Source organism: Pontimonas sp. (assembly GCF_031581085.1).
In the GTDB taxonomy this organism is placed as follows: domain Bacteria; phylum Actinomycetota; class Actinomycetes; order Actinomycetales; family Microbacteriaceae; genus Pontimonas.
The window spans coordinates 1-16815 of sequence record NZ_JAVLBO010000002.1 but is presented as its reverse complement, the minus strand read 5'-3'; the positions used below and the strand labels follow the sequence as shown (position 1 = coordinate 16815).

Below are 16815 nucleotides of genomic sequence, written 5' to 3'. Positions count from 1 at the left end.
GACAGCGGGATTGCGGCTGTGAGTGCGTCGACGCTAGACGGCCTCCGGACCGCCGCGACACTGAAAGACGAACTGCGCCAACGAGTCGAGGCACTCGCTGGCGCCGGCGACACCCCCGGGTTGGCCACCGTGCTGGTCGGCGATGACCCGGGTTCGAAATGGTATGTCGCGGGGAAGCACCGGGATTGCGCCGAAGTGGGTATCGCGTCCATTTCTCGCGAACTACCCGCGACGGCCAGCCAAGCCGAAGTGGAAGCGGTCATCGACGAGTTAAACGCGAACCGGGAGGTCACCGGATACATCGTTCAACTGCCCCTCCCGGACCACCTCGACTCGGAGGCGCTGATTGAACGCATCGATCCCGCAAAAGATGCCGACGGGTTACACCCGATGAATCTGGGCCGTCTGGTGGCGGGAGTTTCGGGTGGTAGTGACTCGCCCCTGCCGTGCACGCCTCGCGCCGTCATCGAACTGGTCGAGCGACACGGCCAGAGTGTCTCCGGTGCCCACGTTGTCGTCGTGGGTCGGGGTATTACCGTGGGTCGCTCCATCGGACTTTTGCTCACCCGCCGCGGTGTGGACGCCACGGTGACCCTCACCCACTCGCGGACCAAGGACCTCTCTGGCTACCTGCGGGAGGCCGACGTGATTGTTGCCGCCGCCGGATCTCCGCACATCGTGGGCAAAGACGATGTGAAACCGGGAGCCATCGTGCTCGATGTGGGGGTCTCCCGGGTCGCCGATCCCGAAACCGGAAAACCCCGCATTGTGGGCGATGTCGATCCGGCCGTCGCCGAAGTGGCCGGCTGGCTCTCACCCAATCCGGGTGGGGTGGGACCGATGACCCGAGCATTGCTTCTGCAGAACGTCGTCGAAATAGCGGAGCGCCAAGCCGGTGGTCACGATGGCTAAGCTCTACTTCCGCTACGGCGCCATGAACTCCGGGAAATCCACCGCACTGCTCCAAGCAGCCCACAACTATGAAGAGCGCGGCCAACGAGTCGTGTTGTTAAAGCCGCGCATCGACACCAAAGGCGAGGCGACCATCGTCTCGCGGTTGGGGGTGTCGAGGCCTGTCGATGTGATTGTGGAGCCAGAAGACAACCTTGTTCAGGTCGTCGCGGCTCATATCGACCGGCTCCAGGCAGATACCGCAGAGCGCCTGTCCTGTGTGCTCGTCGACGAAGCACAGTTTCTCAGCCCCGCCCAAGTGGAAGACCTTTTCGTGGTGGCCGTTCAAGTGGGCGTGCCGGTGTTGGCCTATGGCATCCGGACCGACTTTCAAACCGTGGCCTTCCCGGGAAGCAGGCGACTGCTGGAAATTTCGCACTCTGTCGAGGAGCTGAAAACCATTTGCCGGTGTGGCAAAAAGGCGATTTTCAATGCCCGCACCGCCGACGGAGACTTCATTTTCGACGGTGACCAAGTCGCCATCGACGGAGTCGATGTCGGCTACGAGTCACTGTGTGGGCAGTGCTATCTCCAAGAAAGTGGTGGCCGTTTAGCAAGCGCCCACCAGCGACCCCTCGACCCGCAGTTGCCGGGGCCTGACTCAGACTTCAGCTAAACCGAGCGGAAGGCGTTGCGTCTCGAGACTGGTCGGGGTGACAGGATTTGAACCTGCGGCCTCGTCGTCCCGAACGACGCGCGCTACCAAGCTGCGCCACACCCCGCCTGCGGGTTAAGCGTACCCGATATCGTCACCGACCAAAGTGACCAGTACCGCCTCGGGCGGGCAGGCAAAGCGCACCGGGGCAAAAATATTGGTGCCGATTCCCGCTGAGACGTTCAGGTAGGCGGCTTTATTTCCGTGCGGCCACAGACTGAGGCCTCTCGCCTGGGAAAGAGGCAGGTCGCAGTTTGTGGTGAGGGCTCCGACGCCGGGAATACACACCTGCCCGCCGTGGGTGTGTCCGGCAAAAATCAGTTCCGATCCGTGGGTCACGAGAGCATCGAGAACCCGCCGGTAGGGCGCATGGCTGACACCGATTGTGGTGGTGGAACGCTCGGAGCGACCCTCCACACTTCGCTGCTCCCTGGCTGCTTCCAACCAGGTCGGCAGCGAATCGGTGCGGTCTGAGCCGACGTGGGCGTCACCCAACCCGACGAATTCCAGTTGGGAACCTCGGATAGTGAGAGAGACTACGGCGTTGTCAATGTCGTGCCAGCCGAGTTCTTCGTAGAGGGCGTGGAGGCCCTCAAAGTCCAACGGGGTCCCCTGTTCGACACCGTGCGAGGGTCCCGCCAAGTATCCGAAGGGGTTTACTGCCCGCGGCGCAACACGGTCGTTGGACCCGTGCACCACCACACCGGGAATGCCCTTGAGCGGAAGGAGTGCCTGCCTGATCTGTGGAAGTGCACCGGGGTGGCCAAAAAAGTCTCCAGTTCCCACCACAAGGTCCGGTGGGTTATCGGCCAGGGCGCGAATCCACGAGGTGGCATTTTTCTGCCAGGGCGCCAAGTGCAGGTCGCTCAAATGCAGGATGCGGATGGGTTCGCTGCCGGCATCCAAGATGGGGACCTGTTCGACGCGCAGTTGGTAGCGACCCCGCTCCACGACGGCGCCGTAGGCGAAGGCCAACGCCGAGAGCGCGCCCATTCCCCACAACGCTCGGGTCAGGGTGTTGCGGGGACCACTCACGCTATTCCAGGACTTCGTTGGGGTTTGGTGCCGCGCCCGCGAAACAGTTCATCGCCACCTCGACTTGAACGTCGATGCGCACCGACGAACCCGCGTCGGGAAGTTGGCCGATCGCTTCGGCGTTGGCCGTGTCCGAACCTTCAGAGCTTTCAAAACAGTACGCCTCAACGGGTCCGTAAATGCCGGCCTCTTGCAGCAGGCCCTTGATTTCGACCTCGGAGCGTGCCGGCGAGATGAGGTTTGGCATCAGGGTGCGCGGGACGTAACGGTCGCGGTCATCATCGCCCTCACCGAGGGTGACGTACACCGTTTGTCCCCTGGCGAGCAGGGTTCCCGGCTCGGGTTCGTACGCCACGACGACTCCCGCACCACCCTCACGCACCTCCAGTTTCAGTCCGACCCCTTCGAGAAGCTGGATCGCCTCATCGATGTACAAACCGGTGATTTCGGGAAGCTCCACACCGGCACCGTTTTGCAGCCTGGCGGGGGGTGCGGGGAATGCCTCACCGCCATACATGTCGTTGGCGCGCTCCATGATGGGCCGGAAGATATCGTGGCGCATCACGGTTCCCCCCGAGAGTCGCCGGAGGCTGGTATCGCCCACAATGTTGCCCACCCACACTGCGGTGGCGACTTCCGTGCTGGAGCCCACCATCCAGGTGTGGACTTGGCTGTCGGTGGTTCCGGTCTTTCCGATTACCGGAACATCACCACCCGGGTTCGCCCTGGCTCCGGTGCCACCGGTGACCACGCCTCGCATGGGCGAGGCGGCCGCCGCCGCCACGTCGGGCGTGAGCGACTGCCGGCAGGTGCTCTCCTGGCCCTCGAGGCGCACACCGTCGGTGTCCTCGAAGTAGTCGACGATGATGGGCTCGCAGGTTTCACCCCCGTTGGCGATTCCGCCAAAGGCGGACGCCATCGTCAGTGGCGCAATCTCGTTGGTGCCCAACACGGCGGATGGGTTGGTTTGCAGCGGCGCATTGTCGGCGCGGTGAACACCGAGGGCTTCTGCGGCGCGGCGAATTTCGCACTGGTCGAGTTCTTTTGCGATCGAGGCATACGCCGAGTTAATCGAGCGGGTCGTCGCCTCAAAGACACTGACGGACGGGATTTCGAGGTTGGCCGAGTTTTTAAACTCCCACAGACCACCCCACGGGCCACCGCCGTCGGCGCAGGTATCCAAATACTCGGCTTGTTCCTGCTCGAACTGGGACGCGTCGACGACTTCGGCGAGTCCAAAACCGCGCTGGAGCCAGGCGATGAGGGCAAAAATCTTGTAGGTCGATCCGACCTGGAAACCACTGGAGCCCCCGTAGGGCCGGTCGGTGTTGAAGTTCACCGCGGTCGCGGTGATGCCCCCACCGTCTTCGGTGTCGTCGAATACTTTGTTTTGGGCCATGGTGAGGATGCGCCCGGTATCGACCTCCACACTCACCGTGGCACTGCCCAACTCGAAGGTGTCTAAGTCGTTGGGCACCAGCTCCCAGACGCGGTCTTGCGCGGTGCGCTGGAGGTCCATATTCATCGTGGTGTAGACCTCGAGGCCCCCCTGGCGCCACCGCTCCAAGCGCTCCTCCGGTGTGGCACCGAGGCTGTCAAAGTTTTCGACGTTTCTCACCACGTAGTCGCAGAAGAACTTTGCGTATTCGTTGGCCGCCAAACAACCGTTAGTGGGCTGTGCGGGTTGGACAAAAGCGGAATCGACGGGGATCGCGACCGCCTCGTCGTACTGTTCCTCGGTGAGGTAGCCCTCCTGCCACATCGACCACAGGATGACGTTTCGACGCTCCTCGTTGGCTTCGAAGTTGGCGGGATCGGACAGGTTCCTGGTCGTCGGGTACTGCACGATCGCGATCAAACTGGCCGCTTCGGCCGGGGAGAGTGTTTCGGCGATCGTGCCGAAGTAGCGCTGCGACGCGGCCTGAATACCGTAGGTGTTGCCGCCAAAGGGAGCAATGTTGAGGTACGACTCGAGGATTTCATCCTTCGTGAAGCGCTTTTCGAGACCGATCGCCAACTTCATTTCGTTGAGCTTGCGGTCAAAATCGGTCGCCGTCGCCTGGCGATACGCTTCGTCGCGTTCCTCTTCAGTCGGCAGGTAGAGCGAGCGCTGCACGAAAATGTTTTTCACCAACTGCATCGTGAGCGTCGAGGCACCCGATTCGATGTCGCCGGCGAGGACGTTTCCCAGCGCCGCGCGAAAGACCGATGTGGCGTCGACTCCCGCGTGGTCGTAGAAGCGCCGGTCTTCACCCGCGACCGCTGCGTTGATGACGTGTTCGCTCATCCGCTCGAGCGGAATTTCTTCGCGGTCTTGCCAGTACACCTCGGCGATTTTGACCGCGCCATCCGTGGGGTCGTCGCTTCGCCACGCCCACAGGGTGTTCTTCTCCGCCTGTTCGCCCAGGTCGACGTATTCGGGAAGCGCGTCAAACACGCCGATTGCGCTGTTGGCGGCCACCCCCGTGACGGCGATCGCCGGAGCGACCATTGCGGTGACAATCACACCCGCCAAGGCGGACATCCCGGTGATACCGAGGATTGCGCCCAACCAACCTTTTGCCTTCTGCGGGTTCTCAGCCATACCAGTAGGCTACGCGATGGATATAGGAGTCAACTAACAGGAGGACGGCGCGCATGACGACGTGGGAATATGCAACAACACCGCTGATCATCCACAACACCACCGCGATCTTGAACCAGTGGGGCGAGAGCGGTTGGGAGCTTGTCAACGTGATTACCGGACCCGAAGGTGGACTCGTCGCCTACTTCAAGCGCCCCACGGGTGAGAACTAATGGGCCACATCGACGCGAGACTGCGCGAACTGGGCATCGATATCCCCGACGTCGCCACACCGCTGGCCAACTACGTGCCGGCGAGAACCACGGGGTCGCTTCTCTACACGGCGGGCCAATTACCTTTTGTCGACGGGGCGCTCGTCCAGACCGGAAAGGTCGGTCAGGACGTCACCGCCGGAGAAGCCACCGAGCTCGCCCGGATTTGCACCCTCAATGCGCTCGCTGCCGCCCAGAGCATCCTGGGCTCGCTCGATCGCATCACCCAGGTCGTGAAGGTCAACGGTTTTGTCGCCTCCAGCCCCGACTTCATTCAGCAGCCCACTGTGCTCAATGGAGCATCACAGCTCCTGGGAGAGATTTTTGGCGACATCGGCATCCACGCGCGCGCCGCGGTGGGTGTTGCGGTCTTACCCCTCGACGCCCCGGTCGAGCTCGAACTGATTGTGGAGTTTTCCACCCCGTAGACACCCCGCAGCTCACCAGCACCACCCCTTGAGGGGTGCTGGTGAGCCAGGTGGTTACTCTTCGTCGCCCAGTGACGTCGTGATGGTCCGGATCACGCTGGTGTCGGTCAGTGTGGTCGTATCGCCCACTTCCCGGCCCTCGGCGATGTCTTGGAGAAGTCGGCGCATGATTTTGCCGGAGCGGGTCTTCGGAAGTTCGTCCACCAGGTGAATCTCACGGGGTTTAGCGATGGCCCCGATTTGTTGCCCGACCCAGTTGCGCAACTCGGTGACCGACTCATCGACGGGTTTTTGGTCGATGAAGCGAGATTTCAAAATCACGAAAGCGACCACGGCTTGACCCGTGGTGTCATCTTGGGCCCCCACGACAGCGGCTTCCGCCGTCATTTCGTGGGAGACGATGGCCGATTCGATTTCCATCGTGGAGAGTCGGTGGCCCGAGACGTTCATCACGTCATCGACACGGCCGAGCAGCCAAATGTCGTGATCGGAATCGAGGTGGGCGCCGTCACCGGCGAAATACTTATCGCCAAATCGAGACCAGTAGGTCTCGACGTAGCGATCGGGGTCACCCCAAATGCCGCGCAGCATCGACGGCCAGGGTTCGGTCACAACGAGCAACCCGCCGGCTTCGGCGCCCACGTGGGTGCCCTCTTCGCTCAGCACGTCGATGCTGATGCCGGGCAGGGGGACCTGGGCGGAGCCGGGCTTGGTGCTGGTCACCCCGGGCAGTGCGGAAATCATGATGGCCCCGGTCTCGGTTTGCCACCAGGTGTCGACAATGGGTGCCACCCCACTACCGATGACCTCGCGGTACCACATCCAGGCTTCCGGGTTGATGGGTTCGCCCACCGAACCGAGGAGGCGAAGCGAGCTGAGGTCGCGCGCGGCGGGAATCTCCCGACCCGCTTTCATAAACGCCCGAATGGCGGTGGGGGCGGTGTAGAAAATGCTGACCTTGTATTTTTCGATAATGTCCCACCAGCGTCCCGGTGCCGGCGAATCGGGGGTGCCCTCGTAAATGACTTGAGTGGCTCCGTTAGCCAGCGGGCCGTACACGACGTAGCTGTGTCCGGTAATCCAGCCGATGTCGGCGGTGCACCAGTACACGTCGGTTTCGGGGTGCAAGTCGAAGACGTTTTTGTGGGTGAAAGCCGCCTGGGTGAGGTAACCACCGGAGGTGTGCAGGATGCCCTTGGGTTTCCCGGTCGTGCCCGAGGTGTAGAGGATGAACAGCGGGTTTTCGGCTTCGAAGCCTTCGGCCTGGTGCTGGTCCGACATGGGAGCCATTTCGTCGTGCCACCACAGGTCTCGCCCCTCCACCATGGTGACCTCGTTGCCGCCGCGTTTGACGACCAGGACATTGTCCACCGGCTTCGAAATCATCTCGAGGGCGTCATCGACTGCGGGTTTCAGGGCAAACACGGAACCTTTGCGGTAGCCGCCATCGGCGGTGATGACCAACTTGGCCTCGGCGTCATCGATGCGCGCACGCAAGCTCTCGGCGCTAAATCCGCCAAAGACAACCGAGTGAATGGCGCCGATGCGCGCGACGGCGAGCATGGCGATGACCGCTTCGGGAATGAGGGGCATGTAGATGACGACGCGGTCACCCTGGGTAACCCCGAGGGAGAGCAGCAGGTTTGCCGCCCGGCGCACCTCGGCGGTGAGCTCGGCGTAACTAATGTCGCGCTGGTCACCCGGTTCGCCCTCAAAGTGCAACGCGATGCGATCACCGCGGCCCGCCTCGACGTGTCGATCGAGACAGTTGTAGGCGACGTTGATGTGACCGTCGGCGAACCACTTGGCGAATGGCGGCTGTGACCAGTCCAGGCCTTCGGTGAAAGGGGTGTGCCAGTGCAGTAGCTCCCGAGACTGTTGAGCCCAAAACTCTTCCCGGTTCGCCTTGGCCTGTTCGTAGAGTTCTGGTCCGGCAATACGTTGCTCGACGAAATCTGCAGGAGGATCAAAACGTCGCTCCTCGTGCAGGAGGTTATCGATAGTGGATTCCGACACAGTAGTTGTCCCCTCTTCGCGTCGTTGCGGCATGTCAACAGGTACGCCCCAGTGTAAATGCCCGAAGAAAATTTTCCACAGTTGTGTCCCACAAACCCCACCCGCAGCCGGAATACTGCCACCCTGCAACAGTGCCCACCCCCACACGCTGGAGTTTCCCCGCGGTCCACCACGAAGGCTTGGAGCAGCGGGTCGCCGCGGCCCTCGGGCCGCTCTCCGTGCTCGGTAGTGACCCCAGCGTGACCGACGTCTTTGTCGTGGCAGATGGTCGCGTGTTTGCCGACCGCGGCGATGGTGCCCTCCTGGTCACTGATCTTCAGCTCGACGCCGAATCGCGTGTCGACCTGGCGAGAGCCCTCGTGGAAGCGGGGGGTAGGCACCTCGATGAGGCCTCACCCGTTGTCGATGTGCGATTGGCGGAGGGGATCCGGGTGCACGCCGCACTGCCCCCGGTAGCCCTGGGGGGTGCGGTCATCTCCATCCGTTTTGGCCGCGGCCCCAAACCCGATATCGGCGCCCTCGCACTCGGTTGGTCAGATGCGGTGCGCGACCAGGTCCTCGCCGCCGTCGATCAGCGTCAGACGCTGCTGGTGACGGGCGCCACCGGAAGCGGGAAGACCACCCTCCTCGCGGCACTCCTGGCTTTCGCCTCACCCCGGGATCGACTGGTCGTCATTGAAGATGTCAGCGAATTGCGCATCGACCATCCCCACGTCGTGCAACTCGAATGCCGCCAAGCCAACCTCGAAGGTGCCGGCGAGGTGACGCTCCAGCGCCTGGTGCGCGAGTCGCTGCGGATGCGCCCCAACCGACTGGTGGTGGGTGAGTGTCGCGGGGCAGAGCTTCGGGACCTGCTCTCCGCACTCACCACCGGTCATCGCGGTGGTGCGGCGACTCTGCACGCCCACTCGTTGGAGGAGGTGCCGGCCCGGTTGGATAGTTTGGCGGCGCTCGCCGGCTTGACCTCACAACAGCTCGCCCGACAAGCCCGCAGCGCCATCGACCTCATCATTCACGTCGAGCACAATCCGGGGCAGCCCCGCGAGGTCAGTCTGGGCTATTTTGCCGATACCCCCGGAGGTGAGCTTGTGGTGGCCAGGTACTAACACCGCGGACGGTGTCGGGGTCGCCCAGATGGCGAGCCTGGCTGCCCGCTTGGCGGTGTTTTTCCAAGCGGGGTTGTCTCCGACTCGCGCGTGGCAGGAGCTGGCCCTCGATGAACAATTGGCCGGATCGAGTCGCCACCTCGCCCAGGAGATTGCCCGCCACCTCGAACAGGGCGGTCGACACGCGGAGAGTGTGCGGTGGGCCTGTGAGTCGGGGGCTGAACCGGAACGGGTGTTCTCCGCGGTGCTGAGCGTCGCCGACGAATCGGGCACGCCGCTCTACCGGGCACTGTGGGCTCTCGCCGACGCGCTTCGAGACCGGGTTTCTGTGGAGGCAGAAATTCGCTCCATCGTTCAGGCCCCACGTCAGACCACCCTGTTGTTACTCGCCCTGCCGCCGCTCAGTCTTGTCGTGGCGGGCACGTTGGGGGTGAATGCTCTCGGGTTTCTCACCGGTTCGACGTTTGGCTGGTTACTGCTGGGCCTCGCCGTGCTGCTCTATACGGCGGCGATTGTGTGGATGGGGCGTTTGGTCACCCAACTGATGCCCGACTCTGGCTACCTCTCACCGGCGAGGGACCTTCTCGCGGTGGCCAGTCAGGGTGGGGCGCTGCCGGAAGTGGCCGCCGCACGGGTGAACCGGGTGCTCATCGAGCACGGCCTCGCCCAGTCCGATAGCGCCGATATCCAGAGCCTCACCGCGCTGTCTCGACGGGTCGGTATTCCCATTTCCACGCTGTCGGTGGCAGAGGCCACCTGGGCGCGACACCAGGCCCGCGCCGAGGCGGCCGAAGCAGCCCAGAGTTTGTCGGTGCGCATTCTCCTTCCGCTGGGGCTGTTTATCCTCCCGGCGTTTGTCGCCGTGGGGGTGGTCCCCGTGATTTTTACCCTCTTGGAGGGAGCGCTTCGACTGGACCAACCGGGGCTGTGGTGAGTGCGCGACGAACTGAGGGTGGTCGGGTGCGACCACCCTCTCGACTGTCCACCCTCTCGACTGTCCACAGTGGGCCCCCGGTGGCGCTCTTCTGTCCTGCTGGCACATCGGGCTCCGTGTGCCCGGGCGAACTGCCACTCTGCGCGAGTTGCCACACGGCAACATCGGCCGGATTGGAAAGGACAGACACCGTGGAATACACCAACACACACGTTGCCAATGGTTTGGCGCGAGGAGCGCGAGCAGATGAGGGGGCGGCGACGGCGGAATACGCTATCGCCACGATGGCTGCCGTCGGGTTTGCCGGACTTCTCGTCGTCATCATGCAAAGCGACGAGGTGCGTGAAATTCTCACCGACCTGGTGCGCAGTGCCCTCAGCTTTACCGCGTGATCGAGGCGGTATCACCGCTGAGTGGGCTCTGGTCCTCCCAGCGGTGATACTCGTCTTCGCCGCCGTGTTGAGCGCGGTGGGGGTGATGGTGCAGCAGTCGCGACTAGACGCAGTCGCGGCCGATGCGGCGAGGCTCGCCAGCATCGGCTACTCCTCCCCGTCGATTACCGAGCACGTTGTGGACCAACTGGGCGAAGCCGCTGCGGTCTCTCTCCAGTCGAGGGCTTCCGGAGTCAGTGTGTGCGCGGTGGTCTCCTCGGCTCCCTCCGGGTTGGCCACGCTGGTGGAGGGTCTTCGGGCACAGGGCATGGCCTGTGCGCTGCGCGAGAGTGAGCCTCTCGAAGACCCTGTTGTCTCGGGCGACTCGCCGTGAGTGCCGCCCCACGAGCCAGCGCGTCACCAGCCAGCGTGTCACCAGCCAGCGTGCCACCAGACGTCGGGTCGCGGTGGTCAACCGGTCTCTTACGCCTGCACCGGGCGGGATCAGGGGGCTCGACAAGGGGTTCCGGGGTGGTCTTGGCCCTGGCGGTGATCGGGGCGCTCGTGCTGATGGGCACGGGGGCTTTCGTCGTGGTCGATGTCTGGCGGTTTAGTGAAAAAGTCCAACACGCCGCCAACCTCTCCGCCCTGGCAGCCTCCGATGTGTCGATCGGGGTCGTCGCGGGGAGGCCGTGCGTGGTGGCTCGAGAGGTCGCCCGGCAGCAGGGGATCCGGGTGAGCGACTGCGAGGTCACCGGAGGTACCGCGAGGGTGTATGCCACCACCACCGTGCACGGTGTGTCGATTGTCAAACGCGCGGCTGCCGGGCCCACCCCGGGAGGGGTGTGGCCACCAGAGGAGACTCACTGACGGCTGGGAGAAAAGAGGCCGCCAAGAAATAGTTGTGTATCGTGAGCCCTCGGATAGGACCAAGAGCAGCCGGCTCGAGGTGAAGTCACACTGTCTAACGTGAGGAGCATGGTGCCCGAGGGCAAGAAACTAGTCATCGTCGAGTCGCCCGCCAAAGCGAAAACTATTGGTAAATATTTGGGCGACGACTATGAAGTGATGGCTTCGGTGGGTCACGTGCGCGATTTGGCCCAACCTAAAGAGCTCCCGGCAGAGTTGAAAAAAACGTCACTCGGTCGCTTCGCGGTCGATGTCGACAACGGTTTTGAGCCCTATTACGTCACCACCGAGCGGGGTCGAAAGACCGTGTCCGAGTTGAAAAAAGCCGCCAAGGGTGCCCCCGAGATTTACCTCGCAACAGATGAGGACCGCGAAGGTGAAGCTATCGCCTGGCACCTGCTGGAGTTGTTGAAACCCAAAGTCCCGGTCAAGCGCATGGTGTTTCACGAAATCACCGCGGATTCGATTCGAAGCGCCACCTCAGACACCCGCGATGTGGACATCGCCCTGGTCGACGCCCAAGAAACGAGGCGCATCGTCGATCGTCTCTACGGCTTTGAAGTCTCACCGGTGTTGTGGCGACGGGTTTCCGGGGCGAAATCGGCGGGGCGTGTGCAATCGCCCGCCCTTCGACTCATTGTCGATCGTGAACTGGAGCGACGCGCCTTTGTCCCCGCGGTCTATTCGGACGTGAAAGCCACGGTCGAAACGACCGGCGGCGAATCGTTTGTGGCCTCAGTGGCCAGGCTCGATGGCACCCGGGTCGCTACCGGACGCGATTTCTCCAGCGAGGGTGAACTCAAGGACGGCGTGCGCCTGATCGACCCGGGCGTGGCGACCGCGCTGGTGGACTCGCTGGAGGCGCCCGGCAGCACGCTTGAAGTGGCGGCCATTGACCCCAAGCCTTACACCCGCAGGCCCGCTGCTCCGTTTACCACCTCGACCCTGCAACAGGAAGCCGGTCGGAAGCTTCGCTTTTCTGCCCAGCAGACCATGAGTGTCGCCCAGGGCCTCTACGAAAACGGTTACATCACCTATATGCGAACCGATTCGGTGAGCCTGTCGCAGCAGGCCATTTCGGCCGCCAGGACCCAAGCGAAACAGATGTTTGGTGCCTCCAGCGTTCCCGATTCACCGAGGCTCTATAAGGGCAAGTCGCAAAACGCCCAGGAAGCACACGAAGCGGTGCGCCCTGCAGGAGAAGCTTTCAAATCCCCCGATGACCTCTCCGGGGTGTTGCGCCCCGACGAGTTGAAACTCTACGAACTCATTTGGCGGCGCACCGTGGCCAGCCAAATGGTGGACGCCAAAGGCCAAACCGTCACCGTGACACTGGGTGCTGCGGACGTCGAGGTGGAGGGTAGTCCGGTCACCGTCGAGCTCACGGCGTCTGGAACCGTGCTGTTTGAGCGCGGGTTCTTACAGGCCTATGAAGAGAGCAACGACGACGACAAAGACGACGAAGGCAAGTCGGCGGTGTTGCCCCAGATGGAGCAGGGTGAACTTTTGGGAGTGACCGACGTCTCGGCCAAAGCCCACGAAACCCAACCCCCGGCTCGCTTCACCGAAGCGAGCCTCGTCAAAGCCCTCGAAGAGCGGGGGATTGGCCGGCCCTCCACCTACGCCTCGATCATCTCCACGATTATCGACCGCGGCTATGTCTCCCGACGCGGAAGCGCGATGATCCCCCAGTGGATTGCTTTCCCGGTGACCAGGCTGCTCCAGGAGCGCTTTAGTGAACTGGTCGACTACCAGTTCACCGCCGAGCTAGAAGAAGATTTGGACCGGATCGCCCGCGGAGAATATTCACGCCAAGAGTGGTTGAAGCGGTTCTATTTCGGGGACGATGACCACCGGGGTCTCAAAGACGTCGCGCTGCTCGCGACAGAAGAGATTGACACCCGTGAGCTCAACACCATCGCGATCACCGACACCATTTCGCTTCGAGTAGGCAAATACAGTCCCTTCCTCGAAACACTGGATGCGGACACCGGTGAGGTGCGACGGGTGAACTTGCCGCCAGAGCTCGCCCCCGATGAATTGACTCCCCAGAAAGCACAAGAGCTCATCGATGCCCCCCCGGTCGAAGACCGGGTGTTGGGTGTTGACCCGGAGAGCCAGCGCGAGGTTGTCGCCAAGAACGGCCGTTTTGGCCCCTACGTCAGCGAAGTCATTCCCGAGGATGAGGAAGCGGCCACCTCGGGGAAGAAAAAGACTGCCGTGAAGCCCAAAACGGCGTCGCTGTTCCAAGCGATGGAAATCGAAACCATCGATTTGGACACCGCGTTGAAGCTTCTTTCTTTGCCGCGCGAGGTCGGGCCAGACCCCGAATCGGGTGAAATGATCACCGCCCAAAACGGACGCTACGGACCGTATTTGAAAAAGGGCACGGACACCCGCTCCCTCGATAGCGAAGACCTCATTTTTGACATCGACATGGAGGGTGCTCTGGCGCGTTTCGCGGAGCCCAAATACGGTGGTCGCCGACAGACCCCACCGCTGAAAACCCTCGAGGTCGACTCCAACACCGGCAAAGCGATCACGGTGAAGAACGGCCGGTTCGGTCCGTATGTGACCGACGGTGAAACTAACGTGACCGTTCCCAGGGGAATCGACCCCGCGGCAATCGATCAAGAAACCGCCGAGCGGATGTTGGCCGAAAAACGCGCGAAAGGTCCGGCGCCCAAGCGCACCGCGAAAAAGCCTGCCGCGAAGAAAACAGCAGCGAAGAAAACTCCGGTCAAGAAACCAGCGGCCACAAAGACCACGTCGCCCACCACAACGGTGAAGAAAGCGGCTACCAAGAAGGCTGGCGTAAAGACAGGCGCAAAGTCGGGCAACCCCTCATCGAAGGATGAGGGATGACCAGCGCGTTCATCACCTTTGAAGGCGGTGATGGGTCGGGAAAATCCACCCAACTGGAATTACTCGCCGGCTGGTTAGAACAGCACGACCACTCGGTGGTACTCACCCGTGAACCCGGCGGCACAGATGTTGGCGTGGAGTTGCGAGAAATCATTTTGCACCGAAGGGGGTTTCTCGCCCCCCGGGCTGAAGCGCTGCTGTATGCCGCTGATCGCGCCCACCACATTCACACGGTGGTGCGCCCTGCCCTGGCTGACGGCAAAGTGGTGATTCAAGACCGCTACTTTGACTCTTCGGTTGCCTACCAGGGCGCGGGCCGGGTCCTCTCCGAAGAGGAAGTGCGTGATCTGTCGCTGTGGGCAACAGAGGGCCTCATTCCCGACCTCACCGTGGTGCTCGATGTCCCCGCCGATGTGCTGCGCGCCAGGCGTGAGAGCACCCGCACGGTGTATGACCGGTTGGAAGCTGAAGCCGATGATTTTCACGAAAGGGTCCGCGACGCCTACCGTCGATTTGCTGAAAGGGAACCCGAACGGTTCGTCTTCATCGACGGTCAAAGGCCGACGGACGACATTCACGCGGACATTGTCGCGCGTGTGAACGCTGTGCTTGGGTAGCCTGGGGCTGTGAGCCTCTGGGATCAGCTCGTCGGACAAGAAACCGCTATTGCCGCGGTGCGCGCCGCCGCACAGCCTGGCTCACAGGCCATGACCCACGCCTGGATGGTGGTGGGACCGGCGGGCTCCGGTCGCTCCACCCTTGCCCACGCTTTTGCCGCCACCCTCGTCTCCAACGGAAACGACGATGAAGCACTCGCTCACGTGATGGCGGGAACACACCCCGATGTGACGCTGGTGGCCACCGACCGGGTCACCATCTCCATTGATGAGGTGCGCGAGCTTGTCACCCAGAGCTACTACTCACCATCGCAGTCAAAGTGGCGCGTGATTGTGATGGAAGACGCCGACCGGATGACGGAGCGCACCTCCAACGTGTTGCTCAAAGCCCTGGAAGAGCCCCCACCCCACACGGTGTGGATTTTGTGTGCGCCGAGTGTTCAGGATGTCCTGCCCACCATTTACTCCCGGGTCCGCACCATCACCCTTCGCACGCCCACGGTGGAGCAGGTGGCAACACTGATTCACCAGAGACACGGTGTGGAGCTCGAGGTCGCCACGATGGCCGCCCGGGAAGCCCAAAGCCACATCGGGATGGCCACCAGGCTTGCCACCGATGCGGAGGCCAGAGCGCGCCGGGACGAAACAGTGAAAGCCGTGCTGTCACTCAACTCTGTCTCCGGCGCGGTGAACCAAGCCGCCCACCTCATTGCGCTCGCCGGAGCCGACCAGAAAGCGCTGCTGGAAAAACTCGATCAGCAGGAGCGCGAGGACACTCTGCGATCGCTGGGTGTTGCCCCCGGAGGCAGTGTGCCCGCCGCTATTCGAGGCAGCGTGAAAGCTCTGGAGGATAACCAAAAGCGCCGCGCGACCAGGAGCCTTCGAGACGGTGTGGATCGCATTGCCACGGACATCACTTCAGTGTTGCGCGATGTGTTGATGCTTCAGGTCGGTAGCGGCGAGCCACTGGTGAACGAACGCCACCGCCCGGCACTGGAGGAGCGTGCGGGTGCAACGACCGCCCACCACACGCTTGCCGCCATGGAGCACGTGCAAATTGCTCGTGATCGGATTGCCGGCAATACCCCACCCCAGCTCGCGCTGGAGGCGATGCTGATTGCGATCAGTGCTCGAGTGCCACTGTCGGAAGCGGTGGTCTAAGACCAGACCGGCGGCCATGGTGTGAGTAGCGGTGGCGCGAGCGAACCCCGTTACAGAATCGGATCCGGGCCTGCCACCGAGCCACTCCTCGTGACACCGACGTTCCCAATGAGTGAGCCCACCCTGGCGACGCTTTGCCGCTTTAGCTTTGCCGGCGAGGCGTCACAGCGAACAAAAGAGTCTCTCGGTCCGCCAGGCCGCTTCGGATAAAGGATTACTTCGTGGTCTTGCGGCCCTCGGATTCGAGATTTTTCGGCGACACCCCATACTTATTGTCTCCGGCCTGTGAATCCTGAACGGTGAAAACCAGTAAAACGATGGCCCCCACGATGGGAATAAGACCGATTAGTGCCCACCGGCCACTCCTGCCGGTGTCGTGGAGTCGCCGAACCAACACACCAATGGCGGGGACGATGGTAATGAGAATCCAGACCAGCCCCACTATTCCTCCACCACCATTGGCGAGGAATTGATCGACGTCGCCGCCGAGGATCACTAGGTCAATTGCTGCTGCTGCAAGATTGGTCAACACGAGGAAAAGCTGTATGAACCAGTACTCTGATCGACGCGAGCGTCCTGCAAACAACACCCGGAGTGATGCTGCGTAGTGTGACCAAAAGGATCGAGTGGCGTGGGCGAAATTCATGACGTCTTCCTCCGTTGACTAAGTAAATGAACTCTCTCACGGCTAAACGTGAATCCAGTGTGATGGCGTGCAAGCCCCAGCTCACGATTTGAGGGCGGCGATTACGGCAGAGCCGTCATGGGAGTAGAGGCACCGACGGGAAACGCGGCGGACTGCGCCGGTGTTTATATCCTGGATTGCCGGCAATATCCCCCCGCAACCAGCCCTGGACGCGATGCTGATGGCGATTATTTGTGCAAAAAAATGACACTGAAAGGGTCCGTACCCGCTTCGGTGGTGGGTGAGC

General features: G+C 62.3%; 16 protein-coding genes and 1 tRNA gene. 12 read left to right on the top strand and 5 right to left on the bottom strand.

Annotation, left to right across the window (positions count from 1 at the left end; translation table 11 throughout):
- Positions 1-18: 18 nt before the first annotated feature.
- Positions 19-912: a bifunctional methylenetetrahydrofolate dehydrogenase/methenyltetrahydrofolate cyclohydrolase gene (locus tag RI518_RS01130; RefSeq protein ID WP_310689161.1), complete on the top strand. Its 894-nt coding sequence runs from the start codon at positions 19-21 to the stop codon at positions 910-912.
- Complete coding sequence (locus tag RI518_RS01125; protein ID WP_310671928.1) at positions 905-1567, top strand: thymidine kinase; 663 nt, start codon at positions 905-907, stop codon at positions 1565-1567. Before RI518_RS01130 ends, RI518_RS01125 begins: the two co-directional genes overlap by 8 nt.
- A 29-nt stretch (positions 1568-1596) precedes the next feature.
- Here the strand turns inward: RI518_RS01125 and RI518_RS01120 are convergent.
- From RI518_RS01120 to RI518_RS01110, 3 genes are all read right to left on the bottom strand, one after another.
- Positions 1597-1673 (bottom strand) — tRNA-Pro (locus tag RI518_RS01120).
- Positions 1674-1681: 8 nt separating this feature from the next.
- On the bottom strand, positions 1682-2641 hold the full coding sequence (locus RI518_RS01115; RefSeq protein WP_310689160.1) for a metallophosphoesterase: 960 nt from the start codon (positions 2639-2641) through the stop codon (positions 1682-1684).
- A 1-nt stretch (position 2642) separates the two neighbouring features.
- On the bottom strand, positions 2643-5225 hold the full coding sequence (locus RI518_RS01110) for a transglycosylase domain-containing protein (protein WP_310689159.1): 2583 nt from the start codon (positions 5223-5225) through the stop codon (positions 2643-2645).
- A 53-nt stretch (positions 5226-5278) separates the two neighbouring features.
- Here RI518_RS01110 and RI518_RS01105 point away from each other — a divergent pair, with 53 nt between their 5' ends.
- The gene (locus RI518_RS01105) at positions 5279-5437 is read left to right on the top strand and encodes a hypothetical protein (protein ID WP_310671931.1); all 159 of its coding nucleotides are present in this window, start codon (positions 5279-5281) and stop codon (positions 5435-5437) included.
- Positions 5437-5904, top strand: coding sequence for a RidA family protein (locus RI518_RS01100; protein WP_310689158.1), 468 nt, complete (start codon positions 5437-5439; stop codon positions 5902-5904). The genes RI518_RS01105 and RI518_RS01100 overlap by 1 nt, the downstream gene beginning before the upstream one ends.
- A 54-nt stretch (positions 5905-5958) precedes the next feature.
- On the opposite strand, the gene acs is transcribed toward RI518_RS01100, so the two are convergent.
- Positions 5959-7953 carry an acetate--CoA ligase gene (gene acs, locus RI518_RS01095; RefSeq protein ID WP_397428153.1) on the bottom strand — a complete coding sequence of 665 codons (1995 nt, stop codon included), beginning with the start codon at positions 7951-7953 and terminating at the stop codon, positions 5959-5961.
- A gap of 98 nt (positions 7954-8051) precedes the next feature.
- On the opposite strand from acs, the gene RI518_RS01090 reads away from it, so the two are divergent.
- The 8 genes from RI518_RS01090 to RI518_RS01055 all read left to right on the top strand — a co-directional run bounded on the left by RI518_RS01090 (position 8052) and on the right by RI518_RS01055 (position 15883).
- On the top strand, positions 8052-9026 hold the full coding sequence (locus RI518_RS01090; protein ID WP_310689156.1) for an ATPase, T2SS/T4P/T4SS family: 975 nt from the start codon (positions 8052-8054) through the stop codon (positions 9024-9026).
- Positions 9027-9054: 28 nt separating this feature from the next.
- A complete protein-coding gene (locus RI518_RS01085) occupies positions 9055-9960 on the top strand; it encodes a type II secretion system F family protein (protein WP_310689155.1) in 906 nt (301 codons plus the stop codon).
- Positions 9961-10151: 191 nt separating this feature from the next.
- The gene (locus RI518_RS01080) at positions 10152-10352 is read left to right on the top strand and encodes a DUF4244 domain-containing protein (RefSeq protein ID WP_310671943.1); all 201 of its coding nucleotides are present in this window, start codon (positions 10152-10154) and stop codon (positions 10350-10352) included.
- Positions 10303-10725 (top strand): TadE/TadG family type IV pilus assembly protein, encoded by a 423-nt coding sequence (locus RI518_RS01075; protein WP_310689154.1) that lies wholly within the window; start codon positions 10303-10305, stop codon positions 10723-10725. Before RI518_RS01080 ends, RI518_RS01075 begins: the two co-directional genes overlap by 50 nt.
- 137 nt (positions 10726-10862) lie before the next feature.
- Complete coding sequence (locus tag RI518_RS01070; RefSeq protein WP_310671937.1) at positions 10863-11201, top strand: Rv3654c family TadE-like protein; 339 nt, start codon at positions 10863-10865, stop codon at positions 11199-11201.
- Between the two features lie 108 nt (positions 11202-11309).
- Positions 11310-14105 carry a type I DNA topoisomerase gene (gene topA / locus RI518_RS01065; RefSeq protein ID WP_397428156.1) on the top strand — a complete coding sequence of 932 codons (2796 nt, stop codon included), beginning with the start codon at positions 11310-11312 and terminating at the stop codon, positions 14103-14105.
- Entirely contained in the window at positions 14102-14722 is a 621-nt protein-coding gene (gene tmk / locus RI518_RS01060) for a dTMP kinase (protein ID WP_310671938.1), read from the top strand. The genes topA and tmk overlap by 4 nt, the downstream gene beginning before the upstream one ends.
- Before the next feature lie 9 nt (positions 14723-14731).
- Positions 14732-15883 carry a DNA polymerase III subunit delta' gene (locus tag RI518_RS01055; RefSeq protein ID WP_310671939.1) on the top strand — a complete coding sequence of 384 codons (1152 nt, stop codon included), beginning with the start codon at positions 14732-14734 and terminating at the stop codon, positions 15881-15883.
- 214 nt (positions 15884-16097) lie between these two features.
- Here RI518_RS01055 and RI518_RS01050 read toward each other — a convergent pair whose 3' ends face one another.
- The gene (locus tag RI518_RS01050; RefSeq protein WP_310671940.1) at positions 16098-16529 is read right to left on the bottom strand and encodes a DUF805 domain-containing protein; all 432 of its coding nucleotides are present in this window, start codon (positions 16527-16529) and stop codon (positions 16098-16100) included.
- Between the last annotated feature and the right edge of the window lie 286 nt (positions 16530-16815).

Coding starts and splice junctions, on each gene's coding strand:
- RI518_RS01085 (WP_310689155.1), top strand. CDS start 9,055: ATGGCGAGCCTGGCTGCCCGCTTGGCGGTGTTTTTCCAAGCGGGGTTG.
- RI518_RS01110 (WP_310689159.1), bottom strand. CDS start 5,225: ATGGCTGAGAACCCGCAGAAGGCAAAAGGTTGGTTGGGCGCAATCCTC.
- RI518_RS01100 (WP_310689158.1), top strand. CDS start 5,437: ATGGGCCACATCGACGCGAGACTGCGCGAACTGGGCATCGATATCCCC.
- topA (WP_397428156.1), top strand. CDS start 11,310: ATGGTGCCCGAGGGCAAGAAACTAGTCATCGTCGAGTCGCCCGCCAAA.
- RI518_RS01105 (WP_310671931.1), top strand. CDS start 5,279: ATGACGACGTGGGAATATGCAACAACACCGCTGATCATCCACAACACC.
- RI518_RS01050 (WP_310671940.1), bottom strand. CDS start 16,529: ATGAATTTCGCCCACGCCACTCGATCCTTTTGGTCACACTACGCAGCA.
- RI518_RS01125 (WP_310671928.1), top strand. CDS start 905: ATGGCTAAGCTCTACTTCCGCTACGGCGCCATGAACTCCGGGAAATCC.
- acs (WP_397428153.1), bottom strand. CDS start 7,953: ATGCCGCAACGACGCGAAGAGGGGACAACTACTGTGTCGGAATCCACT.
- tmk (WP_310671938.1), top strand. CDS start 14,102: ATGACCAGCGCGTTCATCACCTTTGAAGGCGGTGATGGGTCGGGAAAA.